The organism is Caldanaerobius fijiensis DSM 17918, assembly GCF_900129075.1.
GTDB classification, from domain to species: domain Bacteria; phylum Bacillota; class Thermoanaerobacteria; order Thermoanaerobacterales; family Caldanaerobiaceae; genus Caldanaerobius; species Caldanaerobius fijiensis.
Genome location: NZ_FQVH01000016.1, coordinates 24505 through 48084 on the forward strand (window position 1 = coordinate 24505; position 23580 = coordinate 48084).

Annotated in this window: 28 protein-coding genes, 2 tRNA genes and 1 riboswitch; of the genes, 21 read left to right on the forward strand and 9 right to left on the reverse strand. The window is 38.5% G+C overall.

The genetic code is table 11. The features are described 5' to 3' along the window. The first annotated feature begins 13 nt into the window (after positions 1-13). The 3 genes from BUB87_RS07710 (at position 14) to BUB87_RS07720 (ending at position 1931) form a co-directional block, all read left to right on the forward strand. Entirely contained in the window at positions 14-865 is an 852-nt protein-coding gene (locus BUB87_RS07710; RefSeq protein WP_073343671.1) for a sensor histidine kinase, read from the forward strand. Between the two features lie 28 nt (positions 866-893). Beyond that, positions 894-1022: a cyclic lactone autoinducer peptide gene (locus BUB87_RS07715; RefSeq protein ID WP_084111028.1), complete on the forward strand. Its 129-nt coding sequence runs from the start codon at positions 894-896 to the stop codon at positions 1020-1022. A 138-nt stretch (positions 1023-1160) separates the two neighbouring features. Further along, complete coding sequence (locus tag BUB87_RS07720; RefSeq protein WP_073343676.1) at positions 1161-1931, forward strand: HD-GYP domain-containing protein; 771 nt, start codon at positions 1161-1163, stop codon at positions 1929-1931. Here BUB87_RS07720 and BUB87_RS07725 read toward each other — a convergent pair. From BUB87_RS07725 to BUB87_RS07745, 5 genes are all read right to left on the reverse strand, one after another. Beyond that, positions 1908-2435 carry a helix-turn-helix domain-containing protein gene (locus tag BUB87_RS07725; protein ID WP_073343679.1) on the reverse strand — a complete coding sequence of 176 codons (528 nt, stop codon included), beginning with the start codon at positions 2433-2435 and terminating at the stop codon, positions 1908-1910. The two genes, BUB87_RS07720 and BUB87_RS07725, sit on opposite strands and share 24 nt — an antisense overlap. 174 nt (positions 2436-2609) lie before the next feature. Next, positions 2610-2861: a DUF1540 domain-containing protein gene (locus BUB87_RS07730; RefSeq protein WP_073343682.1), complete on the reverse strand. Its 252-nt coding sequence runs from the start codon at positions 2859-2861 to the stop codon at positions 2610-2612. 91 nt (positions 2862-2952) lie between these two features. Continuing rightward, complete coding sequence (locus tag BUB87_RS07735; protein WP_073343684.1) at positions 2953-3813, reverse strand: MetQ/NlpA family ABC transporter substrate-binding protein; 861 nt, start codon at positions 3811-3813, stop codon at positions 2953-2955. A gap of 13 nt (positions 3814-3826) precedes the next feature. Then, entirely contained in the window at positions 3827-4498 is a 672-nt protein-coding gene (locus BUB87_RS07740) for a methionine ABC transporter permease (protein ID WP_073343686.1), read from the reverse strand. Continuing rightward, complete coding sequence (locus BUB87_RS07745) at positions 4479-5504, reverse strand: methionine ABC transporter ATP-binding protein (protein ID WP_073343689.1); 1026 nt, start codon at positions 5502-5504, stop codon at positions 4479-4481. The genes BUB87_RS07740 and BUB87_RS07745 overlap by 20 nt, the downstream gene beginning before the upstream one ends. A gap of 69 nt (positions 5505-5573) precedes the next feature. Further along, positions 5574-5672: riboswitch (SAM riboswitch) on the reverse strand. 140 nt (positions 5673-5812) lie between these two features. Here BUB87_RS07745 and BUB87_RS07750 point away from each other — a divergent pair. Beyond that, positions 5813-6316: a hypothetical protein gene (locus tag BUB87_RS07750; protein WP_073343691.1), complete on the forward strand. Its 504-nt coding sequence runs from the start codon at positions 5813-5815 to the stop codon at positions 6314-6316. On the opposite strand, the gene BUB87_RS07755 is transcribed toward BUB87_RS07750, so the two are convergent. Beyond that, positions 6292-7164 (reverse strand): DUF2156 domain-containing protein, encoded by an 873-nt coding sequence (locus BUB87_RS07755; protein WP_073343693.1) that lies wholly within the window; start codon positions 7162-7164, stop codon positions 6292-6294. The two genes, BUB87_RS07750 and BUB87_RS07755, sit on opposite strands and share 25 nt — an antisense overlap. Before the next feature lie 131 nt (positions 7165-7295). Between BUB87_RS07755 and BUB87_RS07760 the strand changes: the two genes are divergently transcribed. The 6 genes from BUB87_RS07760 to pdaA all read left to right on the forward strand — a co-directional run bounded on the left by BUB87_RS07760 (position 7296) and on the right by pdaA (position 13046). Beyond that, positions 7296-8027: a class I SAM-dependent DNA methyltransferase gene (locus BUB87_RS07760; protein WP_073343696.1), complete on the forward strand. Its 732-nt coding sequence runs from the start codon at positions 7296-7298 to the stop codon at positions 8025-8027. A gap of 80 nt (positions 8028-8107) precedes the next feature. After that, complete coding sequence (locus BUB87_RS07765; RefSeq protein ID WP_073343699.1) at positions 8108-8923, forward strand: lipid II flippase Amj family protein; 816 nt, start codon at positions 8108-8110, stop codon at positions 8921-8923. A gap of 11 nt (positions 8924-8934) precedes the next feature. Next, on the forward strand, positions 8935-9486 hold the full coding sequence (gene folE, locus BUB87_RS07770) for a GTP cyclohydrolase I FolE (RefSeq protein WP_073343702.1): 552 nt from the start codon (positions 8935-8937) through the stop codon (positions 9484-9486). A 15-nt stretch (positions 9487-9501) separates the two neighbouring features. Then, positions 9502-10398 (forward strand): dipeptidase, encoded by an 897-nt coding sequence (locus BUB87_RS07775; protein ID WP_073343704.1) that lies wholly within the window; start codon positions 9502-9504, stop codon positions 10396-10398. Positions 10399-10698: 300 nt separating this feature from the next. Continuing rightward, the gene (locus BUB87_RS07780) at positions 10699-11946 is read left to right on the forward strand and encodes a serine hydroxymethyltransferase (protein WP_073343706.1); all 1248 of its coding nucleotides are present in this window, start codon (positions 10699-10701) and stop codon (positions 11944-11946) included. A gap of 128 nt (positions 11947-12074) precedes the next feature. Then, a complete protein-coding gene (gene pdaA / locus BUB87_RS07785) occupies positions 12075-13046 on the forward strand; it encodes a delta-lactam-biosynthetic de-N-acetylase (RefSeq protein WP_234945994.1) in 972 nt (323 codons plus the stop codon). Positions 13047-13105: 59 nt separating this feature from the next. On the opposite strand, the gene BUB87_RS07790 is transcribed toward pdaA, so the two are convergent. Both BUB87_RS07790 and BUB87_RS07795 read right to left on the reverse strand, forming a co-directional pair. Continuing rightward, a tRNA-Glu gene (locus BUB87_RS07790) sits at positions 13106-13178 on the reverse strand. Between the two features lie 6 nt (positions 13179-13184). After that, positions 13185-13255, reverse strand: a tRNA-Gln gene (locus BUB87_RS07795). A gap of 210 nt (positions 13256-13465) precedes the next feature. Between BUB87_RS07795 and gltX the strand changes: the two genes are divergently transcribed. From gltX to BUB87_RS07840, 10 genes are all read left to right on the forward strand, one after another. Next, a complete protein-coding gene (gene gltX, locus BUB87_RS07800; protein ID WP_073343710.1) occupies positions 13466-14920 on the forward strand; it encodes a glutamate--tRNA ligase in 1455 nt (484 codons plus the stop codon). A gap of 160 nt (positions 14921-15080) precedes the next feature. Continuing rightward, positions 15081-16550 carry a glycerol kinase GlpK gene (gene glpK, locus BUB87_RS07805; protein WP_073343712.1) on the forward strand — a complete coding sequence of 490 codons (1470 nt, stop codon included), beginning with the start codon at positions 15081-15083 and terminating at the stop codon, positions 16548-16550. Positions 16551-16571: 21 nt separating this feature from the next. Then, complete coding sequence (locus tag BUB87_RS07810) at positions 16572-17546, forward strand: NAD(P)/FAD-dependent oxidoreductase (RefSeq protein ID WP_327021794.1); 975 nt, start codon at positions 16572-16574, stop codon at positions 17544-17546. Between the two features lie 19 nt (positions 17547-17565). Beyond that, complete coding sequence (locus BUB87_RS15190; protein WP_327021795.1) at positions 17566-18021, forward strand: (2Fe-2S)-binding protein; 456 nt, start codon at positions 17566-17568, stop codon at positions 18019-18021. After that, positions 18014-19261 (forward strand): NAD(P)/FAD-dependent oxidoreductase, encoded by a 1248-nt coding sequence (locus BUB87_RS07815; RefSeq protein WP_073343714.1) that lies wholly within the window; start codon positions 18014-18016, stop codon positions 19259-19261. The genes BUB87_RS15190 and BUB87_RS07815 overlap by 8 nt, the downstream gene beginning before the upstream one ends. Next, positions 19261-19611 carry a DUF1667 domain-containing protein gene (locus BUB87_RS07820; RefSeq protein WP_073343716.1) on the forward strand — a complete coding sequence of 117 codons (351 nt, stop codon included), beginning with the start codon at positions 19261-19263 and terminating at the stop codon, positions 19609-19611. The genes BUB87_RS07815 and BUB87_RS07820 overlap by 1 nt, the downstream gene beginning before the upstream one ends. 53 nt (positions 19612-19664) lie before the next feature. Beyond that, the gene (gene dhaM, locus BUB87_RS07825; RefSeq protein WP_073343719.1) at positions 19665-20063 is read left to right on the forward strand and encodes a dihydroxyacetone kinase phosphoryl donor subunit DhaM; all 399 of its coding nucleotides are present in this window, start codon (positions 19665-19667) and stop codon (positions 20061-20063) included. Positions 20064-20204: 141 nt separating this feature from the next. Further along, the gene (locus tag BUB87_RS07830; RefSeq protein ID WP_073343722.1) at positions 20205-20483 is read left to right on the forward strand and encodes a hypothetical protein; all 279 of its coding nucleotides are present in this window, start codon (positions 20205-20207) and stop codon (positions 20481-20483) included. 99 nt (positions 20484-20582) lie between these two features. Further along, positions 20583-20906, forward strand: a complete 324-nt coding sequence (locus BUB87_RS07835; RefSeq protein WP_073343725.1) for an ArsR/SmtB family transcription factor — start codon at positions 20583-20585, stop codon at positions 20904-20906. 21 nt (positions 20907-20927) lie between these two features. Next, positions 20928-22289, forward strand: a complete 1362-nt coding sequence (locus BUB87_RS07840; RefSeq protein WP_073343728.1) for a radical SAM/SPASM domain-containing protein — start codon at positions 20928-20930, stop codon at positions 22287-22289. 76 nt (positions 22290-22365) lie between these two features. Here the strand turns inward: BUB87_RS07840 and BUB87_RS14385 are convergent, their stop codons facing one another. Continuing rightward, a complete protein-coding gene (locus BUB87_RS14385; RefSeq protein WP_073343763.1) occupies positions 22366-22554 on the reverse strand; it encodes an H-type small acid-soluble spore protein in 189 nt (62 codons plus the stop codon). A gap of 171 nt (positions 22555-22725) precedes the next feature. Here BUB87_RS14385 and pgeF point away from each other — a divergent pair, with 171 nt between their 5' ends. Next, positions 22726-23535 (forward strand): peptidoglycan editing factor PgeF, encoded by an 810-nt coding sequence (gene pgeF / locus BUB87_RS07850; RefSeq protein WP_073343731.1) that lies wholly within the window; start codon positions 22726-22728, stop codon positions 23533-23535. Positions 23536-23580 lie beyond the last annotated feature (45 nt).

A 23580-nucleotide genomic window follows, 5' to 3' on the forward strand; every position in this document is an offset into this window, starting at 1 on the left:
AAGAAGGAAAACCATGAAAGAAAAATTTATGTCAATTATTGTGTATATAGTTGTTTTGTTGTTGTTATTGGCGTTGATAAATTTTGGCTACTATTACATTTTTACAGGGGTTATGGATTATAACACAGGACTTGTTGGCTTAATAGTTATGGACGTAGTATTGCTATTATTTGCAATTTATGGTATTATAATGATAAGGAATATATTTAAGATGATAGAGACTGAAAATGAGCACATGATAAGAGAGATAAATTATAAAAACCTGGAGGAGATAAATAAAAGCCTGAGGGTGCAAAGGCATGATTTTTTAAACAATATACAGGTCATATATGGACTTTTATCTATTAATATGCCAGATGAAGCAATGAAGTATATACAGGAAATGTTTACGGAGCTGAAAAAATTTGAAAATATATTTAAGACAAAAGATATAGCTGTGAATGCTCTTTTGAATTCAAAGTATTCTATTGCTAAGATTAAAAATATAGATATGAGATTTGATGTAAGGAGTCAATTAGAGTATCTTGATTTAATGCCCCATGAGATCACGCAAATTTTGGGCAATGTAATTGATAATGCCATAGAAGCTGTTGAAGGGGAGGAAGAAAAGATTATATACATAAAGGTGTATGAGGATGAAATTTATTATCATTTTGATGTATATAATAAAGGGCCAAATATTCCGGAGGAAATAAGGTATAATATATTTGACTATGGCTTTAGCACAAAGCAAAAGGAGGGCCGTGGAGTAGGACTTTATATAGCAAACTCTTTGCTTTCAGCTAAGGGTGGAAAAATAGAGGCTGTTAACCTGGATGATGGAGTAGAATTTAGAATATACGTTAAAAAAACATCATCCTGTTAACATATTATAAAAATGAGGGGGAGTAAAAATGAAAAATCATGGTACGTTATGGTCGTTGCTTGTATCCTTGATAAGGCTGGTAGCCATTGCTGACGTTAGTTCTGCGTCGTGGTGGACATTTCATCAGCCAGAAATTCCCTATAAATTGAAGAAATGATGTAGCAAAATAATGAAATATTCCATTATTTTATTACTTAGGGGTGCTTTTGCGCCCTTTTTTGTGCTATAATTATATTATAATCACATTTGTAAAAAAGTTGCTTTGGAGGATATTACAAATGATGAAAAATGTGGAATGGGGGGGGGGGGGGGGTATTTATTACCACACCCTCCAATAATTTATATCAAATTTAATACTAACTTTTTGCGAATACGTGATTATTCAAAGGCGTTGTTTGATCACATGAATAATACTGCTTTTTATACTGCTCTTATCTGCGAAGCGTTAAACTTAGACGAAGAAGAAATAGAGCTATTTATTACCGGGGCATTACTTCACGATGTTGGTAAGACGAAGATAAGCAATGATATACTTAATAAAAAGGGGCCGTTAAGCCCTGTAGAATGGTTGGAAATAAAAAAGCATCCAATTTACGGTGTAAAAATTGTAAGTGATGAATATAAAGTGCTCAAAGATATCATTCCTATTGTCAGGTATCATCACGAAAGATTTGATGGGAAAGGGTATTTTGGGGTCAAGGGTAAGTCGGTGCCTTTAGGCGCTAAAATTGTGTCTATAGCAGATGCTTTTGATGCTATGTATATGATAAGGCCTTACAGGAAAGCGTTAGATTTTAAAGCCGTTATCAAAGAAATATGTAGGTGTAGCGGTACACAGTTTGATCCTTATATCGTTCAGACAATAAATAACTATTATGGATTTTATGATGGCAATGATGCAAATATTAATGTACTGAAAGAAATAATAGAACGGGGAAAAGGCTGGCTTAATCGATTACTTGAGTGGAACATACCTTTTGATTACGTAAATAGTTTTAGTTTATTATTAGACAGGTTAATAAATGAATATTACGTTTCGGTGTTATTTGCTAAAAATCCTCGCTAATATTGATTTTTTTTGCGATCCTTTTTGCCTTTGCCTCCATTCTTCTATAAATTTATCGACTTTATCAAATTCCATATTGGTTGCTGCGATTTCGGTTTTTATATCATTAATGGTGTTGATTATGTACATTCTGCTTTGTGTATTTTCTTGGCGTATTTCGTCCATCAGTTGAGATTTAAATGCTTCCATGTAATCGATAAAATTGTTGTATAGCGCTATCTCCGTGGAATTATCTTTTGCTACAATATCAGTTTGTGGGGTCTGTTCAATGACATTATTGTTTTCCAGTATTTTCTTTATGGCTTTTAGATTAAGTCCTTGCTCTTTTAAAAAAAATATTTTTTCGAAAAGTTCTATCTCTGCTTTACCAAATATCCGCTGTCCCAGCTCATTCCTCGGTATATTAAGGTTTAGTTCTTTTTCATACCATCGTATGGTTTGAATGGTGGTATTAAATCTTTCTGCCATTTCTCCAATGGAGATCATGATTTCTGCATCTTCCATCACGTTTCCCCCTTACGATATGGTATTATAATTCCACATCAAGTTTTATTTACCATTATTATACATTATTATAAAACTATTGTAAAGTATTACTATAGAAATTTTTTTATTAAGTTGCAATAGACTATAGCAGCTTAACAAAAAACAAAAAAGAGTTCCTGATAGGAACTCTTTTTAGCGCCTGTATACACCATCTGCATTATAGTTACCGGTGTTTTTATCGGTAAACGTCTTGCAGCATGTTTCCATACATGTGCTTACAGGTGTTGTGGCCATTGTAGCAGCATTTCGGGGTGCATCAAATGATTCGCCTTTTTCGTTAGCTACTTTATCTGATGTAACAAGAATTTCATTGGCCTGGCATATATTGCCTGAACCCCAATAATGGCAGTTATTTACGCTGCAATGGATATGCTGTTGTGGCATTATGATTACCTCCTTATAAATTTATTTCTATGTTTATTATTAGTCAAATACAGGAGGTAATATACCAGAATGAAATTTAAGAAGAAACTTTTTAAAATGCTGGTACGATGGCGCCTTTGTATTTATCCTCAATAAATTTCTTTACTTCGGGAGAATTTAAGGCTTTTGCCAATGCTTTAATTGCGGGGTTATCTTTATTATCAGGCCTTGTTACCAGTATATTGGCATAAGGAGAATCTTTATCTTCTATTATCAAAGCGTCTTTTAGCGGGTTTAATTTAGCGTCAAGGGCGTAATTGCCGTTTATTATAGCGCCATCTACATCTTGTAATACACGAGGTAGTTGAGCGGCATCAAGCTCTTGAAATTTGATGTGTTTTGGATTGTCTACAATATCCTTTTGCGTTGCTGTAAGAGGAGCGCCTTTTCTTAACTTGATGATATTGTATTTCTGCAATAGGAGCAATGCTCTACCTGAATTAGTTGGATCATTGGGTATAGCGATGGTTGCTCCGTCTCTTAGTTGACTGATTTTTTTGATTTTGGTTGAATACAGACCCATGGGTTCTATATGAACTTTAGTAACGGCAACTAGATTTGTTCCTTTTTCCTTGTTAAATTCATCGAGATAGGGTTTATGCTGGAAGAAATTTGCATCCAACTGTTTGTCGTAAACTGCTTCATTAGGTGTTACATAATCTGTCATTTCCTGTATTTCTAGCTTTATGCCCTGTTTTTCCAGCATTGGCTTGACAAAAGCCAATATTTCGGCGTGAGGGACAGGGGATGCCCCTACCTTAAGTACTACTTCGGTTTTACTTTTATTGTTGGCAGCATTATTTGTGCTTGAAGATGAATTGCTACCGGAGCCAGCTGTTGTTTTGTTGACACATCCTGTTATTAAAAACAGTACAAGGTATAATACCAAGAAAATTGATAAAAATTTTTTCAATTTTGTTCCTCCTTTACTTTTTATTTAATATTGTTGCAATATAATTGCCTGCGGATTGGATTGCCTGAACCAATAAAACAAGTATTACTATAGTAGCAATCAATACATCAGTCTGAAACCTCATGTAACCGTACCTTATAGCAAGATCGCCCAATCCCCCACCGCCGATGGCACCGGCCATGGCTGAATAGCCTATGATGTTTATTATTGTAAGGGTAATTCCGAGAACCAGTGAAGATCTCGCTTCGGGGAGCAGTACTTTAAATATGATTTGGGGTATTGATGCGCCCATGGATAGAGAAGCTTCTATGATGCCCCAATCTACTTCCAGCAATGAATTTTCTATTACCCTTGCTACGAAAGGCGTCGCTGATAAAGCCAAGGGAACAATAGCGGCTGTAGTCCCAATGGTAGTACCTACGATCAATCTGGAAAGCGGGAATATGGCAATCATGAGGATAATGAAAGGAACAGATCTTGCCATGTTTATAATGAACCCCAGTATGTTGTTCAAGCGAGGTTTCTCCCATATATTTCCTTCACGTGTTATTACTAAGATAATTCCCAATGGTGCTCCTATAAGGACAGAAAAGAGCGTAGAGAAAAATACCATGTAAATGGTCTGGAGCAAGGATGGAGCTATGATATTATATAAATTTACGAGTTCATCTGTCAACAAGCTCATTTGTTAACACCTCTACTTTCAAGCCGGTTTCCTTTAAGTATTCAATGGAGTGCAAGATGTTATCAGGATTACCTGTAATACTTATGAGAAGTTTGCCTATAGATATATCTCTGACATTGTCTACGCTACCTTTGATTATATTTACGTCCACATCAAATTTTTTTATCATCCTGGAGATGACAGGTTCACTGGTGATAGATCCCCTAAAACTTATTTTTACAAATTTTTCATCGGGCTTACTACTGATTTTTATACTTTCAGGTAAACTCTCCGTTATATCTTCGATAAAAGTCCTGGTAGTATCTGCTGATGGATTGGTAAATAAATCCACTACGCTGGCCTGTTCAATTATTTTTCCATTTTCAATAACAGCCACTTCATCGCATATCTCTTTTATGACGTCCATTTCATGTGTGATTATTACAATTGTGATGCCAAATTTTCTATTTATATCCTTTAGCAAATGGAGAATAGACTTGGTGGTCTTGGGATCCAGTGCTGAGGTAGCTTCATCACTCAGGAGAATTCGAGGATGGTTGGCCAATGCCCTTGCTATACCGACCCTTTGCTTTTGCCCGCCGCTTAGCTGTGAGGGATAGGCCTGGGACTTTTCTTCCAGATCTACTAGCCGCAGCAGCTCATATACCCTTTCTTTTATCTTTTTTTTCGGATAACCTGCTATCATAAGAGGAAAAGCTACATTTTCAAAGACGGTGGCATTTGACAGCAGGTTAAAGTGCTGGAAGATCATGCCGATTTTTTTGCGGGCTTCTCTTAAGCTTTTTTTATCCAGAGAAGTAATATCTATATCATCGATGTATATGCGGCCGCTAGTGGGTTCTTCAAGCCTGTTTATACATCTTACTAAAGAAGATTTACCAGCACCGCTTAAACCAATGATCCCAAATATACTGCCATCTTTGATGGTCAAATTGATATTGTCTAATGCTATTACTTTTTGACCTCCAGCATCGTATATCTTTGATAAATTTTGTATTTTTATCATTTTACTCCTCCGTCTTTTTTACATCTTTATTTACAACAAAAAAACCTCTCTTGAAAGAGGTGTGTTCCTCTCTCATCTTTCAGGGATAACCCTGCTGGATTTAGCACCGTGCCTGATGCCGGTTGCCGGGTTTCATCGGGCCAGTCCCTCCACCGCTCTCGATAAGAGTTTGCATTATTGATTTATGCAACAAGTATATTAAAAAATGTTTAATATGTCAACATAATTTTTATTATTTTTAATTGTTATCGAAAGGACAGTTGACACGAACATAAGTTCGATATATAATATATTTGAGGTGGTAAAAGGTGTTAAATATTCCTATAAAGGCCGATCAGATATGTGCAATAATACCTAAGTTGTTTAATAGCAGAGCTTCTGTCGTGTTGATAGATATTTCTGGAAATAAATATGATGTACCAAGAAAGGTTAAATATGTTCTAAAATATATGGCGTGGTATTTTGCTGTGGATCTGGATGCTTTAAGAGAAGAATGTAGCAGAATATTAGGGAAAAAGTTATATCTTCCAGTACCTTTTAGAAAAGATATAATAATGATGCCTTTGAAATTAAGGCAAAGTGGGACCGGTGGAGAAACGACCGGCTATATTAACTATTGCTGTGTGAATATGAAGGAGTTTAAGGAACAGGACCTTATTTTGTGTAATGGTATATCTATAAAATGCTATAATTCTACCGATACAGTGTACAAGCATTTAAAGGCCGCCGAGACTATTTTATACGAGATGTTTGGTTATAACAATCTTATAAAAGAAAAGGACAGAAATTATATCTGCCCTTTATACTTGTAAACCATTTTTACTGGATGGTAGGATTGTTTGGCTCTTCTTAAACCGGGTATACCCATATCTTGCTCTCGGTTAATATAAGGTATGTGCGACCATACCTTTTCTGCAAAGCATTGATTTATAAATGCATAGAGGTCTGGTATATCCGGATTTGCCTTTTCAATATGTATCACAGCAGTTTCGGGATTTAGTAGTTCGCCGAAGGTATATGCTTCCACCTTTCCTCCAATCCGTATAACAATACCCTTTACGTCAAAATATCGATAGCTTTCAAAAAAGGTCTTAATAGATTGGAATTCATCTAGAAGACCAGGATTTTCTTGAATATCTTTATCCTGAAGCCATTTTTCCGTAAAATACAGACATTCCATGATATTGGTTTCGTTTAGAGTTTCGATACTATAGTTATATAGTTTTTTAAAACGGTTTACGTGGTTCTTTTTGGCATGATATTTACGGCCGGAGAGGTTTATGAGGTCACTGGTATTGTACACGTAGTCGCTATTATCTTCATCAAGCTCCATTTCTATACAGAATATTTCGCTTATTTTTTTAGCCAGCTTTTCTGGGAATCTCTCCAACAATGTATTTGAACCCTCGTCTTTATATCTTTTATATAACACCTCAAAAGCCCTTATTATATTTAATTCATCACCTATCGGCGGCAGAATAGCAGTAATGTTGTCCCTTTGAGAGATAAGACAAAGGCAATCGTTGATGATTTCATAATAAAGGTTATAATAATGATTCCACATGTAAAGGTTTGTGAAAGTGTATTCGGAATTTTGTGGAGGATACTTTCTAAAAAATTCGTTAAAGATGTTTTTGTCTTCTATGCTAAATTGTTTCACTAATCTCACCTCATATAATAAATAGTAAAAATATGTGTTTACTAATAATTATTATACCATATAGAGCTATTGCAACAAAATCATTTATATTGTAGAATAAATTTATATTTATAAGATTTCGAGGTGATATGATGTATGAACAATTTGCCAGGTTTTATGATAAATTAGGTTGGGGAGAATATGCTAAATCTTTATGGCCGTTGATTGTGGAGTATATGAATAGCATAAATTTTAAACCTGAGAATATGTTAGACGTGGCCTGTGGTACAGGTGTGCTGGCGATTATGGCATCAAGGGATGGTATAAAAGCTGAAGGTCTGGATATATCTAGTGAGATGCTGGAACAGGCTAAGAAAAATGCTATAGAAGCCGGTGTTAATGTGGTATATCACCAGTGTGATATGTGTGATTTTGACCTAAATAAGAAATATGATCTCATTACATGTACTTTTGATGCGATTAACCATCTGCGAACCTTTGAACAATGGGTTTCTATGTTTAAATGTGTTAAAAAACATTTAAACAGCAGCGGGCTTTTTATATTTGATATGAATACCTTGAAGGATTTAAGAGAAAATTGGAACAACATAAAGGTTAAAAAACACCCCAGAGGAGATTACCTCATCTCCAAAAGTATATCTTTTGGAGATATGGCCTGTGTAACTTTTACAGCGTTTATAAAAAAAGAAAACGGACTTTTCGAAGGATATGAGGAAAGCATAATGGAGGTTAGTTTTCCACTGGAAAAAGTAGTAGCTTCGCTGAAAGACATTGGCTTTACTAATGTAACCATTACAAACAGGCATTTTAAACTGGTAGAAACAGAAAGCCTTGATAGAGCATTTATATCCTGCAGGGCATGACAATAAATTTGTTGCAAAGACTGCGATTATAAAATATAATTGAAGAGGTTTATAACATTAGGAATTGGATGGGTGATTAAATGCTTGATGTAGATTTGGGCAGGTTGCTTTTAGTATGCATTGCTACCTTTATAATTCAATTTATTGATACGCTATCTTATTCAATAAGGCCATCAGGCGTGAGGACGGGTAAAATAGCAATTGCCTTGTCGCTTTTTAATATCCTGGCATTGATATCAAGGCTTTCTAATATGATACAGACCCCTTTCCTTGGTAGTATTGTTGACATCGCAATAAAAGAGCATAAGGTTGCATCTCTGGCTATAGTGTTTAGACTTGTAATATTGTCAGCTACAGTGGCTACCATATTAGGGATTCTATTTATACCATCTTTTGTCAGAATATTTTCTAAGGCTATAAATAGATTGGATGTGGCGGGTTCTGTTCCGCGCCTTATACTTGATTCTATGTCAATAAGGCGCATAAAGGATCTATCTCAGAACATTGTGAGGCCTAGAATAGATATGATACAAAATACTAGGAACGCCAATATACCAAAAGGTTTTTTGATTTTCAATGTACTTATAACCGCCATTTATACCGTAGGAATGTTATCAGCCATTTATGCAGGAGCGCTGTTGCCTCAATTTAGATTGACAGCGAGTTCGCTGTCGGGTATTATTAATGGTATAGCGACGATACTCCTGGCAGTGGTAGTAGATCCCATAGCTGCTATGGTTACCGATCAGGCCCTTCATGGTAAAAGGACGCTCAAAGATGTAAACGCGATGGTGATTTACCTTGTAGGTGGAAAGCTCCTTGGTACTATTTTAGGCCAGATTATATTTGTGCCCGCTGCTGAATTTATTGTCTTCATAGCAAAATTGATCGTCTAGAGGTGTTTTGATTGAATGAAGAGAGGATAAAAAATGCGATAAGGGTTATACTGGAGGAAATAGGCGAAGATCCTGACAGAGAAGGCCTGAGGGATACACCTGACAGGGTATACAGGATGTATAAAGAAATCTTTTCGGGCATTGGTTCTGATCCTCAGGATGTTTTGACAGCCGTATTTCATGAACAACATAAAGAGCTGGTGATTGTTAAAGATATAAGGTTTTATTCTGTATGTGAACATCATATGGTGCCTTTTTTTGGGAAGGCCCATGTAGGTTACTTGCCTGATGGAAAAATTATAGGTTTGAGCAAAATAGCTCGTTTAGTGGATATAGTGAGCAAGAGGCTTCAGCTACAGGAAAGAATGACTCAGATGATAGCTGATGCCATGAATCAACGGTTAGAACCTAAAGGTGTTATAGTAATGCTGGAGGCAGAGCATCTCTGTATGAGCATGAGAGGTATTAAAAGGCCCGGATCAACAACGGTTACTATAGCGACAAGAGGAATATTTGATACCGATGAGAATATGAGAAAAAGATTTTTTGAGCTGATAAAATAAAGGGGGTTGTCTTAGGTGATTGATTTTCATTGCGACACGCTTACAAAGGTTTTAAATGAACGAAAAAGGATATCAAGCCACGACCTGGCCAACTGGGGGATAAGAGGCCAGGTTTTTGCTGTGTTTATGGATCCCGTTTATAGAAAAAACTTTTCCGTGAAAGCTATGGAGATGATAGAGGCGTTTTATAGTGAGATTGAGGCCGATGAAAATCTGCTTTTAGCTAAATCCTGTGAGGATTTTGTAAAAGCGATGGAGGATGATAAGGTGGCCTGTATGCTTTCTATAGAAGGAGGCGAAGCGCTGGAAGGAAGTTTATCACTCTTAAGGATCTACTATAGGCTGGGGGTTAGAGCTCTCACTCTTACATGGAATGGTAGAAATGAGATTGCTGATGGAATAGGAGAGGAAGCTGGAGGTGGTCTTACCCGTTTCGGCAAAAGCGTTGTGAAGGAGATGAATCGCCTTGGCATGCTTGTAGATGTATCTCACTTGAGCGTAAAAGGTTTTTGGGATGTTTTAGAAATATCTTCGACTCCTGTTATTGCATCTCACTCTAATTGCAAGGCGCTTTGTTCCCATAAGCGTAATCTAAGCGATGATCAAATGAAGGTATTGGCTCAATGTGGAGGAGTTATGGGTATAACCTATGCTGATTTGTTTCTAAATGAAGGAAAGGCTCAATTTGAAGATGTCATTAAGCATATAGATTATGCTGTCAATTGTATAGGGATAGACCATGTGGCATTGGGGTCTGATTATGACGGGTGTAGTTTTCCCGAGGATATGGACATAGAAGATATAAAGAAAATACCCACATTGCTAAAGGAACGGTTTGGTTATTCTGATGAAGATGTAGATAAGATTATGTATAAGAACTGGCTTAGGATTATAAAAGACGTTGTAGGGTGAAAATAATAAAAAATTGAGGCTCTGTATTGTACAGAGCCTTTTAGAATAGATTAGATCTATATTAAAGGGGGAGTCAATGTATTGACCGATTTATAATATACAACATTTTATACATATTATCAACACTTTTCTACAATTGTTTACAAAAAGTTAACAATACCGTTTTCATAAACACACCGCAAAGAAATCTCAATTGCGTTGACTTTTCTGTAATGGTATAATACGTGTATAATATCGGTGCCATTTTTGTCGAGATTGGAGGTCTTATTTTAAGTCCATATTTATGAAAGGGGATATGATATGGAAATAAGTGTTATAAGGAAGGTAGACCCTGAAATAGCTGATGCTATCCTGCAGGAGCTTGGCAGACAGAGAAATAAAATAGAGTTGATTGCATCGGAGAACTTTGTGAGCCTTGCTGTAATGGAGGCAATGGGTACTCCTCTTACTAATAAGTACGCTGAAGGTTATCCTGGGAAGAGGTATTATGGTGGATGTGAGTACGTGGATATCGTGGAAAACCTGGCCATAGAAAGGCTGAAAAAACTGTATGGTGCTGAACACGCCAATGTGCAACCCCACTCAGGTGCTCAGGCTAATGAAGCGGTGTACCTTGCCGTACTAGAACCTGGTGATATTGTTATGGGTATGAATCTGGCTCACGGAGGACATTTGACTCACGGAAGTCCTGTGAATATATCAGGACGATATTATCGCTTTGTATCGTATGGTGTAGATGATAGCGGATATATAGATTATGATATGGTAAGAGAATTGGCACTGCAGCATAGGCCTAAGTTAATTGTAGCTGGGGCCAGCGCATATCCCAGAATCATTGACTTCAAGAAGTTTCGTGAAATCGCTGATGAATGTGGTGCGTATTTAATGGTGGACATGGCTCATATAGCAGGCTTAGTAGCGGCCGGACTGCATCCTAATCCAGTGGAATATGCACATTTTGTTACCACAACTACACATAAGACCCTTAGAGGACCTAGAGGCGGAGCAATCCTATGTAAGGGTGAGTTTGCAAAAGCTATAGATAAGGCCGTGTTCCCGGGGTTGCAGGGTGGCCCGCTGATGCATGTGATTGCTGCGAAAGCTGTGTGCTTTAAGGAGGCTCTTTCTGATGAGTTTAAAGAATATCAGCGGCAGATTGTAAAAAATGCCAAAGCTCTTTCTCAGGCACTTTTAGAAAGAGGCTTTGATTTGGTATCAGGGGGAACTGATAATCATCTGATGCTGGTAGATTTGAGAAATAGGAACCTGACCGGCAAGGAGGCTGAGAAAAGGCTTGATGACATAGGTATAACTGTAAACAAAAATGCCATACCCTTCGATCCTCAGAAGCCGAATATTACCAGTGGATTGAGATTGGGTACGCCTGCTGTTACTACAAGGGGTATGAAGGAAGCAGAGATGGAAACTATAGCAGAAATCATCGATATGGTGCTTAGACCGGACTTTGCCGATTCAGAAAAGGCCAGATTAATGGTCAAATCGCTCTGCGATTCTTATCCATTATACGCAGATATGACATTGTTGTAAATTTGTTCCATGTGAAACGGCGGTATTTATTATTCAGTATAATGGTTACACTATATGGTGTGACCATTATACTGGGGAGGTGACGTGTACTGAAAAAATTTTTATTACTGACTGTTGTTGGAGTTGCTTTGATTTCGGCGGCATGTAGCTGGAATCCGAAACCTAAAGTTTCAAAGGTCTATCCTCAAAAAGTGCAGCAGAAAGGAGAAAAGCAAGACCACAAAGACATCAACAAGGTTCAGAGAGATACTAAGCCGATGCAATCTGCTAAGATAGCGTCAGGTGATGTTAATGTTGGGAATGGTGTGACAAAGACTAATGATATAGGTAGAAGTGGTACAGAGAACAATGACAGAAAGAGCAATATAGTCGACAACAGCGAAACGAAAAGCAATGAAGTTTCAAATCAGCCGGGTTACGATAATCAAATAATAGGATGGGGTTTAAAGCAAAATGTTCAGAAACCTCCAGAAGTGCCCGATAGCTGGATTGCCATGTTAAAAAAGTACAATGGCTATTATATAGGTGATACCAGCAAAAAGGAGGTTTATCTTACGTTTGATGAAGGTTATGAAGCGGGAAATACGTCTAAAATTTTAGATATTTTAAAGGCAAATGATGTGAAAGCGGCATTTTTTGTAACGGGACATTTTGTTAAGACTCAACCGGACCTGGTGGTGCGCATGATAAGAGAGGGTCATGTGGTAGGTAACCATACGGTAAATCATCCCAGTATGCCGACTATCAGCAACGAGAAAATAAAGGAAGAATTAGATGGTGTTCAAGAAGCTGTATATAAGCTGGCCAATTATAAGATGAAGTATGTAAGGCCGCCTAAGGGTGAATTTAATGAGCGTACCCTTTCATATACCAAAGCATTGGGTTATAAGACTGTATTCTGGAGTTTAGCATTGGCTGATTGGCAGCCATTACCTGGAGGTCCAGAGGAAAGTTACAATACGGTTATGAAATACCTTCATCCGGGTGCAGTGATATTGCTCCACGCTGTTTCAAAGGATGATACGGAAGCCCTTGACAGGATCTTGAAAGATATAAAAAAGCAAGGTTATGTATTTAAGAGCATAGAACAATTAAAATAAAAGGAATCTCTTTTTCTACGAGATTCCTTTTATTTTAAGTATGTCCTCATATACTCAGATAGCCCTATGGGGAATCGAACCCCAGTTTCCGCCGTGAGAGGGCGGCGTCCTAGGCCGCTAGACGATAGGGCCACGTAGCTGCGGGACTAGGATTCGAACCTAGACAGCATGATCCAGAGTCATGCGTGCTACCGTTACACAATCCCGCAATATCACAGCCACTTCAGCTGACAGATGATATTATAACATGACTTTTTTCACATTGCAATACCTTTTTTAAAAATATGTGCAGATAACCATATGGAGTTTTATATGTAGTTAGTTGAAAAAGTTGCATTTAACTGCTCATCTAATGTATAATTGTTTTTAAGCTTTTACGTAGATACGTGTTAGTATAAATATATTAGGGAGGATTTTAAATGGCAGAAGTAAGAACGAGGTTTGCACCCAGTCCGACGGGATATATGCATATCGGCAATTTGAGGACGGCTCTTTATGCGTATCTCATTGCCAGAAAAAACAATGGAAAATTTATACTTCGTATTGAAGATACGGATCAAGAACGGTACGTAGAGGGGGCCGTTGACGTAATTTACAATACTTTGAAATTGGTTGGTTTACAGTATGATGAGGGGCCGGATATAGGAGGTGCTTATGGTCCTTATATTCAGAGCCAGAGAAAAAATATATATGCTGAATACGCAAAAAAATTGATTGATTTAGGTGGTGCTTATTATTGCTTTTGTTCCAAAGAACGCCTTGAGGCGTTGAGGGAAGAATGTAAGAAAAAAGGTATTCCTTTTAAATACGATGGCCATTGTAGAAACATAAGCAAAGAAGAAGCAGAAGAGAGAATAAAAAAAGGTGAACAGTATGTCATAAGACAGAAAATCCCTATGACGGGCAGAACTGGTTTCCATGATGAGGTATATGGAGACATAACTGTATCCAATGATACCCTCGATGACAACATTTTGATAAAATCGGATGGCATGCCTACATATAATTTTGCCCATGTAATAGATGACCATCTGATGGGTATTACTCATGTGGTAAGAGGTAGTGAATACCTTTCTTCAACACCTAAATATGTCCTTCTCTATAAGGCTTTTGGATGGGATATTCCCGTATATATTCATTTGCCTTTGATCGTCAGGCCTGACGGTAAAAAGTTGAGCAAAAGGGAAGGTGATGCTTCTTTTGAGGATTTTTATGAAAAAGGGTACCTTAAAGAGGCTATAATAAACTACATCGCCCTTTTGGGGTGGAGCCCCGGCACCGATGAGGAAATATTTAGCCTTAAGGAGCTGGAACAGAGGTTTTCTATAGAAGGACTTAATAAATCTCCTGCAGTTTTTGACATCAATAAATTGCGCTGGATGAATGGAGAGTATATAAGGCGAATGAGCCTTGAGCAGTTTAATGAGGCCGCGATGCCCTATTATAAAAAAGTGATCAAAAGGCAGAATATTGACTTTATGAAGCTGAGCAGCCTTTTGCATACGCGAACAGAGGTGTTGAGTGAGATACCTGAGAATATAGATTTTATTGAAGAATTGCCTGATTATGATGTGAATATGTACGTCCATAAAAAGATGAGGACAGATCTTAAAAATTCACTGGAGCACCTTAAAAAAGCTTATGAAGTATTGCAGGATGTCCAAGAATGGGATGATGAGCATATTCACGATGCGTTATTTAAGCTTATTCAGGAGCTGGGCGTAAAAAATGGACAGGTTTTATGGCCTATCAGAACAGCTGTTTCAGGTAAGCAATTTACACCGGGCGGTGCCATTGAACTGAGCAGCCTTTTAGGTAAAGAGGAAACTCTTAGGCGGATCAAAATCGGTATCGATAAGCTATCAAATGTTTAAAAAATACAGGATAAGGCCTGTAAGCCCTATCCTGTATTTTTTGAGTAATAAGCTACCCCCCAGATTGGTTCATATTTTAAAAAGGGAAAAGTGAATTTATAACAATATCATCTTGACTTGTTATGATAAAGTATCATACAATCAATCAGGGGGAGATTTTATGTACATAATAGCGCTGGATGAAGGTACTACCAGTGTACGTGCAATTTTATATGACGGTACAGGGAAAGCGATAGTTAGTTCATCTAAGCCTATAAAGATAAAAACTCCACGGCCGGGCTGGGTACAGCAGGACGCGGAAGAGATATATGGTAAGGCGGTAGATGTATTAAAAGAACTTATAAATAAAGCAGGTGTTGCAGCCAGAGATATTGCAGCTATAGGTATTGCCAATCAACGAGAAACCGTTGTAGTATGGGATAGAAAGACGGGTATGCCTGTTTATGATGCTATAGTATGGCAGTGCCGTAGGACGGCGGATATTTGTGAAAAAATAAAAGCAGAAGGTATGGCGGAAGAAATTTTTAATAAAACAGGCCTGGAAGTTGATGCTTACTTTTCTGCAACAAAAATAAAGTGGATTTTAGAGAATGTTCCTGGGGCTCTCTATAAAGCCCTAAATGGACAGCTGATTGCAGGGACTATAGATTCATATCTTATTTGGAAGCTAACAGAAGAGCATAAGCATGTTACCGATCCCACCAATGCATCTCGGACGATGTTATTTAATATAAAAGAGCTAAAATGGGATAAGGATTTAATTAGGTATTTTGATATCCCAATTGATATGTTGCCAGAAGTGGTGGATTCGTCATCAAAGGTGGGCTATACCAGTGTACTGGGTGATCCTGTGCTAATAGGCGGGATTATAGGTGACCAGCAGGCATCGCTGTTTGGCCAGTGCTGCTTTGATATTGGAGAAGCTAAAAACACCTATGGGACGGGTAGTTTCATGCTTATTAATACCGGGGATTATATCAAAGCTCCTTCAGGGCTTTTGAATACCGTAGGCTGGACTATAAGGGGAAAGGCAACTTACGCCATAGAAGGAAGCATATTTATAAGTGGAGCGCTGATTCAATGGCTGAGGGACCAGATGGGCATATTAAAGACTGCTCAGGAGTCTGAAGAACTGGCTTTGCAGGTCAGTGACAACGGGGGTATTTATATAGTTCCAGCTTTTACAGGTTTGGGTGCTCCTTACTGGGATATGTACGCAAGGGGCCTTATAATAGGTATTACTAGAGGAACCACAAAGGCCCATATAGCTAGGGCAGCGTTGGAAGCCATGGCGTATCAGGTGTATGACATATTTGACATGGTTGAAAATAATTCAGGCTTTGCGATAAAGTCACTAAAGGTGGATGGAGGTGCCAGTTCTAATAATTTTCTTATGCAATTTCAGGCAAATATATTGGGCGTAGACGTAATAAGGCCCGAAGACCTTGAGACAACTGCACGAGGTGCTGCATATATGTCAGGTTTAACAGCTGGTGTCTGGGATATGGAAATATTAAAAAAATTAAACAAAGAAGATAGGGTATTTAAACCTGACATAGATTTTGATAGGGCGAGAGCCATTAAAGGATGGAGAAGGGCTGTAGAAAGGTCCAAAAGCTGGGCAATATAATATAGGAATAGAGGTGTTTTCATGTACGACGTTGCTATAATTGGCGGTGGTATAACGGGTTGCGCTATTGCCCGGGAATTATCTAAGTACGATGTGTCTGTCGTATTAATAGAGAAGGAGGAAGATGTGGCGGCTGGAGGTGCCACTAAGGCTAATAGTGCTATAATACATGCAGGGTATGATCCTATACCGGGCACATTAAAAGCGCGATTGAACGTATTAGGGAATGCCATGTACGGCGAATTAACTGAAAAACTGGATATACCTTTTAAGAGGATTGGTTCTCTGGTTTTGGCTTTTAACAGTGAAGAGCGAATGATGTTAAACGAGCTCTATAGAAGAGGGCAGGAAAATGGTGTTCCTGGGCTGAAGATTATAGAAAGCCATGAGCTGAAAGAAATGGAGCCTAATGTTAGCGATGATGCAGTTGCTGCACTTTATTCTCCTACAGCAGGGATAATATGTCCGTACGAAGCTGCCATAGCCTTTTACGAGAATGCCAGAGAGAATGGTGTAGACTTTGTATTTGATAGTGAAGTTGTATCAATTAAGAAAGAGGACTGCTTTATAGTCGAAACTACATCAGGTACTATAAAGGCCCTTTACGTCGTAAATGCTGCAGGAGTTTACGCTGATGAAATAAGCAAGATGGCGGGTGCTGAAGAATTTAAAATAGTACCTCGAAGGGGAGAGTATGTGCTATTAGACAAATCTCAGGGGAACATTGTGAACCATGTGATATTTCAGACGCCGACAAGGTATGGCAAAGGTATATTGGTAAGTCCTACTGTCGATGGTAACCTTATAGTAGGTCCTAACGCTGTTGATATTGGCAACAAAGACGATAATATAACCACTCAGAAGGGATTGGACGAAGTTGTAGAAGGAGCCAGAAAAAGTGTTCCGGGCTTTGATCTTAGGGATAGGATCACCAACTTTGCCGGCATAAGGGCGGTGCCTTTAAGCGGAGATTTTTATAATAGGGCATTCATCTAAGATATACGGTTTTATCAATGTGGCGGGTATAGAGTCTCCAGGTCTTACGGCAGCTCCGGCTATTGCCGTGGAGGTGCGGGAAATTTTAAGTAAAGCAGGGCTAAAATTGGTGAAAAAAGATGATTTTATTGATACTCGCACTGTAGTACGGTTTAGAGATCTAAATTTCCAGGAACGCGCTGAGCTGATTGAAAAGGACCCGCGATATGGTAAGATTATATGTAGATGTGAAACCGTAACTGAAGGGGAGATTGTTGATGCAATAAAGAGAGGGGCAAGGAGCGTGGATGCCGTCAAGAGAAGGACCAGGGCCGGCATGGGCAGGTGTCAAGGTGGTTTTTGTTCACCGAGGGTTGCGGAGATCTTATCAAAAGAACTTCATATACCCATGGATAAAGTGACGAAAAGCGGCGATGGTTCTTATATGCTCGTCGGCAGAATAAAAGAGACCTTAAGAGGTGAGGAGAATGCTTAAGTACGATGTGGTAATAGTTGGAGGTGGCCCTGCGGGATTGGGTGCTGCAATAGAAGCCTGTGATGCCGGTTCTAAAGTTTTAATATTAGAAAGAGACGATGAACTGGGAGGAATCCTCAGGCAGTGTATTCATAATGGCTTTGGTTTGCACGAGTTTAAGGAAGAATTGACAGGTCCTGAATATGCCAATAGGTTTATAGAACAGGTAAAGGCCAGGGATATTGATGTAAAGCTCAATACCATGGTTCTCGATATAACCCCTGAGAGAACTGTTTACGCTGTAAACAGTAAAGATGGCGTGATGTCCATAAAGGCAGGTTCTATAGTGCTGGCAATGGGATGTAGGGAGAGAACCAGGGGGGCTATAGGCATTCCTGGTGCAAGACCTGCTGGGGTTTATACCGCGGGAACAGCTCAGAGGTTTATTAACATAGAAGGGTATATGCCGGGCAGAGAAGTGGTTATATTAGGCTCTGGCGATATCGGCCTTATTATGGCAAGACGCTTAACCTTAGAAGGGGCAATTGTAAAATGTGTTCTGGAAATTATGCCTTATTCTACAGGGTTGACCAGAAATATCGTACAGTGTCTGAACGATTTTGATATACCTTTACTGCTAAATCACACGGTTATAGAGGTACATGGGAAAAAGAGGGTAGAAGGTGTAACTATAGCTAGAGTAGATGAAAGAAGAATGCCTGTTCACGGTACCGAAAAGTATATAAGCTGTGATACTTTGCTGCTGTCCGTAGGTTTGATTCCTGAGAATGAGCTTTCTAAGAAAGCATCAGTTGTGTTGGATAGAGTAACTGGTGGTGCAGTTGTAGATGAATATATGCACACATCCATTGATGGTATATTCGCATGTGGCAACGTATTGCAAGTTCACGACCTGGTAGACAACGTGACGAAGGAGAGTAGAATAGCAGGCAAAAGTGCTGCTCTATATGCCCAGGGTAAACTTAGAAGAGCCGAGGAGTACATCTATACACGAGCTGGAAATGGTATAAGGTATGTAGTACCTCAGAAAATAACAGCAGATGGCAGAGATGATATAACCTTGAATATGAGGGTAACAGATATCTTTGAAAATACGTACATTGTGTTGAAAAACGATGACAAAACTGTAAAGCGTTTTAAAAGGGACTATTTGACTCCTGGTGAGATGCAGGTTTTGAAGGTTAAGCGTTCAGATCTAGAAGGGATTAAGGGGCAGTTGATTGTGGAGGTTGAGCGATAATGGAAAAGACTTTAATTTGCATAGGATGTCCGCAGGGTTGCCGTCTTAATGTCACTGTTGATGGGGATAACGTTGATGTAAGAGGCTATAAATGTAAAAGAGGACTAGACTATGCCAGGCAAGAAGCTATCCATCCTGTGAGGACGCTTACCACGACGGTTTTGGTAGAGGGTAGAAAAAGACCTCTTCCGGTAAGGACGAGAGAACCCATCCCTAAAGAGTTGCTGTTTAAAGCAATGAAGCAATTAGCTACCATTAAGGTAAAGCCACCGGTGAAAATAGGGGATGTTGTCTTAAGGGATATCCTTGGAACAGGTGTGGATGTGATTGCCACAGATAATATGTACTAAATTAATAAAAGATATGATATAATATAGACAATCTAGTTAAGAGAGGGATAAATATGGTAAATATTGTACTTGTGTCGCATAGTAAAAAGATGGCCGAGGGCTTGCAGGATTTACTTTATGATATGGTAAAGGATTCAGTGAGAGTGGTCGCCGTGGGAGGTCTAGAGGGCGATTCTCTTGGCACCGATGCGGGAAGGATACTTAATGCGATTGAAGAAGTCTATACAGATGACGGGGTTGTAGTTATAACGGATCTCGGGAGCGCGGTTGTAAGTGCACAGATGGCGATAAACATGATAGAAGATGAGAAAAAACGAAATAATGTCAGGATTGCGGATTGCCCGTTTTTGGAAGGTGCTGTGGCGGCGGTGCTAGAGGCATCAATAAGAGGAAAAATTGAAGATGTTTTAAATGCTGCACAACAGGCGAGAGATTATGGAAAAATCGTGTGAGTAAATCTTGACATTTTATTTTTTTTATGCTATTTTCATAATGGGTTTTGTTATCCAATATATAATTATATAGTTATATATTTATATGTTGGATAATACAGATATAAGGGGAGGTAATAAAAATTGTAAAGGGGGATGTTTATGTATTGGGTAGTTTTGATAGTTGTCGGCCTTATTGTAAGCCTGTTGTTTAATCCTATATTTTTTAAAGGGAAAACTTTTAAGTACGGTGGGTATTGGTCAGTACTTATAGCATCGCTTTTAGGTGCTTGGGTAGGAGATGCAGTTTTGGGCAATTGGGGTTGGATGTTGGCATCATATAATGTTATCGCAGGACTCATAGGATCTGTTGTATTTAATTTTGTGTGGGATTTAATAGCTCAGGATAAATCATCAGAATCTACGTCTACAAAGGCATAGATTAGATTACAGGATTAGATTTAATGCCTCCCCTTAATCTGCTTTTTGATAACTATTTTATGGACAGGTTTATTTACGAATGCAAATGGAGGAAGGATTATGCCAGATATCCAGGAATTGAAGGTGAAGTTGTTTAAGGGCTTTTCAGATTATACGAGGCTTTCTATTGTTGAAGCTTTAAAAAAGCGGGAAAAAACCGTTTCTGAATTAGTGGAGGAAATCGGAAGTACTCAGGCAAACATATCAGGGCACTTGAGGTGCTTGAAGGAATGGGGAATTCTTGGCAGCAGACAGGAAGGGAGAAATATCTATTATTTTATCCAGGATAAAAAGATACTGGATATCCTGAAAACCGCCGATGCGGTCATAGCAAATTTTATAGAGAGTCTATATAAAAATTCTAAAGTTCAACCCAGTTTATAAATACTTTTAGGAGGGGTTTCTATGAAGCCATTAAAGCAATATTTACAAGAGGCAGCTGTAAGCGGACTGATAAGTTATCTTGAGAGAAATCCTGAAAAAAATCTTGCCAATATCATGGCGTTTGGTGAGCGTTTGGCCATAAATCCCAACCACAAACAACTGGCCAGGAGCGTAGAGAAATATGTGCTGGATAAAAACAGTAACTGGCACAAGTTTACCATGAGCATATTTAAAGATATTCATCCCAATGTGATAAAAAGGATGGGTATTAATTTCTTTGTCAATGCTACTCTATACGGTGTTCCAAAACAGCAGGAAGCTGAAAAAGAGCTAGGCGTAGGTGTGCCATGGGCGATTTTGATGGATCCAACAGAAGCGTGCAATTTAAGGTGTAAAGGCTGCTGGGCAGGGGATTATGCGAGAGCGCACCAGTTGAGTTTTGAACTTATGGATAGAATATGCACGGAGGCCAAAGAGTTAGGCATATACTTTATTGTACTTTCAGGCGGGGAGCCCACGGTAAGAAAAGACGATATATTTAAATTAGCAGAAAAACACAATGACATGGTATTTCATCTCTTTTCAAATGGTACGTTGATCGATGAGGATTTTGCAGATCGAATGGTTAAATTAGGGAATGTGACTGTTGCGGTAAGCATAGATGGCTTAGAAGAATCTACAGATTACAGGCGCGGCAAAGGAGTTTTCCAGAAAGTCATGAGGGCCATGGATGTAATGAGGGAAAAAGGTGCAGTATTTGGTTTTTCTACTACATACACGAGGCTTAACACAGAGGAAGTGGGAAGTGACGAATTTATAGATCTCATGATAGAAAAAGGTGCAAAGTTTGGGTGGTATTTCACGTATATTCCTGTCGGCGCCGAATCCGATCTGGAATTTATGGCGACACCAGAGCAGAGGAAGTACATGTACGAAAGGGTTAATCAGATAAGGGCGACAAAGCCTTTGTTCGTAGTGGATTTCTGGAATGACGGTGAAGCCAGCAGCGGTTGCATAGCGGGTGGAAGAAGATATTTCCACATAAATGCCATGGGCGATATAGAACCGTGTGCCTTTATACACTATGCCAATGACAATATAAAGGATATGAGCTTGAAAGAAGCTTTGAAGACGCCTATATTTAGAGCTTATCAGAAGCGGCAGCCATTTAATACAAATATGTTAAGGCCATGTCCTTTAATAGATAATCCCGAGATGCTGAGGGATATTGTCATTGAGTCTGGAGCTCATAATACACAGGAGCACGACGATACAGATATCAGGGTTTTAGCAGATAAATTAAAGGATTATTCTGAGGCATGGGGCAAGGTTTCGGATGAGATCTGGGAGGAGAAGGAAAAATCAAAGAGTAATGCTAGTTAAAAGAGATACTCCTAGTAGAAACGTTATAAAAGATGTTAGAGAAAAAAGGGCCACTTTATAGGTGGCTCTTTTCATTTTAAGAAAATTTATTGCCTTCTTTTAGTTCTTTTACCGGAACATTGATGTTTTTATTATTTTCCAGCACATTGATGTCTGCTGTCTCATCATCAGGGTGTAGACCTGTAATCCATACTGATTTTCCATTGTATAAGACTTCATAGGTTTCTTTAGAATTTACTATGTCAACCGCTCTTTTGAAATCCATGTGGATACTCCTTTCGTTTACAGGATAGTCCTCATATGATTTATTATATACCTTTGAACCATAAATTACTCTAAACAATATAGCCACAAGCAAAAATATTTTTGCACTATAATACATTATATAATAACATTATATAATATATAAGTAATTTGTTATGTAAGGAGTGGTTGTATGCCGCAGATTGGTTTTAAAAGAAATGAAGTTGACGGCGTGGTCTTTTATACTATACCCTCTTTTGAAAAGGAGGGAATAAAGCACCTGTTTACTACCAGGATTGGAGGTGTAAGCAAGGGGTGCTATGAGTCTTTAAATTTGAGCCTCAATAGATACGATAGAAAAGAAGAAATATATCAAAATTTTCATAGAATATGTGATGTAGGTGGATTTGATTATGATGCTCTTGTTCTCTCTGATCAGGTGCACGGCGATAGGATTGTAAAAGTTGGTGTGGAGGATAAAGGAAAAGGGCTGTCAAGGGAAAGTGATATTACCAACGCTGATGGGCTTATGACTTGCGATAAAGGGGTCACCCTTGTAACCTTTTATGCGGATTGTGTTCCGTTGTTTTTTTATGATAGAGTCAATAAGGCTATAGCTTTATCTCATTCGGGCTGGAAAGGAACGGCTTTGCGGATTGCCCAGAAAACGCTGGCTGCTATGGGAAAGGAATATGGAACAAAGCCAGAGGATTGTATTGTAGCTATTGGGCCTTCCATAGGTGTATGTTGCTATGAGGTGGGAGATGATGTGATTCGACAGTTTCAGGATATAGAAACTCCTACCCCTGTATTTCAATCTAAGGGAAATGGAAAGTGGATGCTAGACTTGCAGAAGATTAATTATTACCTTTTTATTGAGGCAGGAGTACCTGATGAAAATATTACAATAAGCGGGATATGTACCAGCTGTAACCACGACTTTTATTCTTACAGGAGGGATAGAGGTATCACTGGTAGCATGGCTGCTTTCATGCAACTATAAGGCTTGAGGATGTGAATTTTTATGCTATTTTTTATAAATATGAAG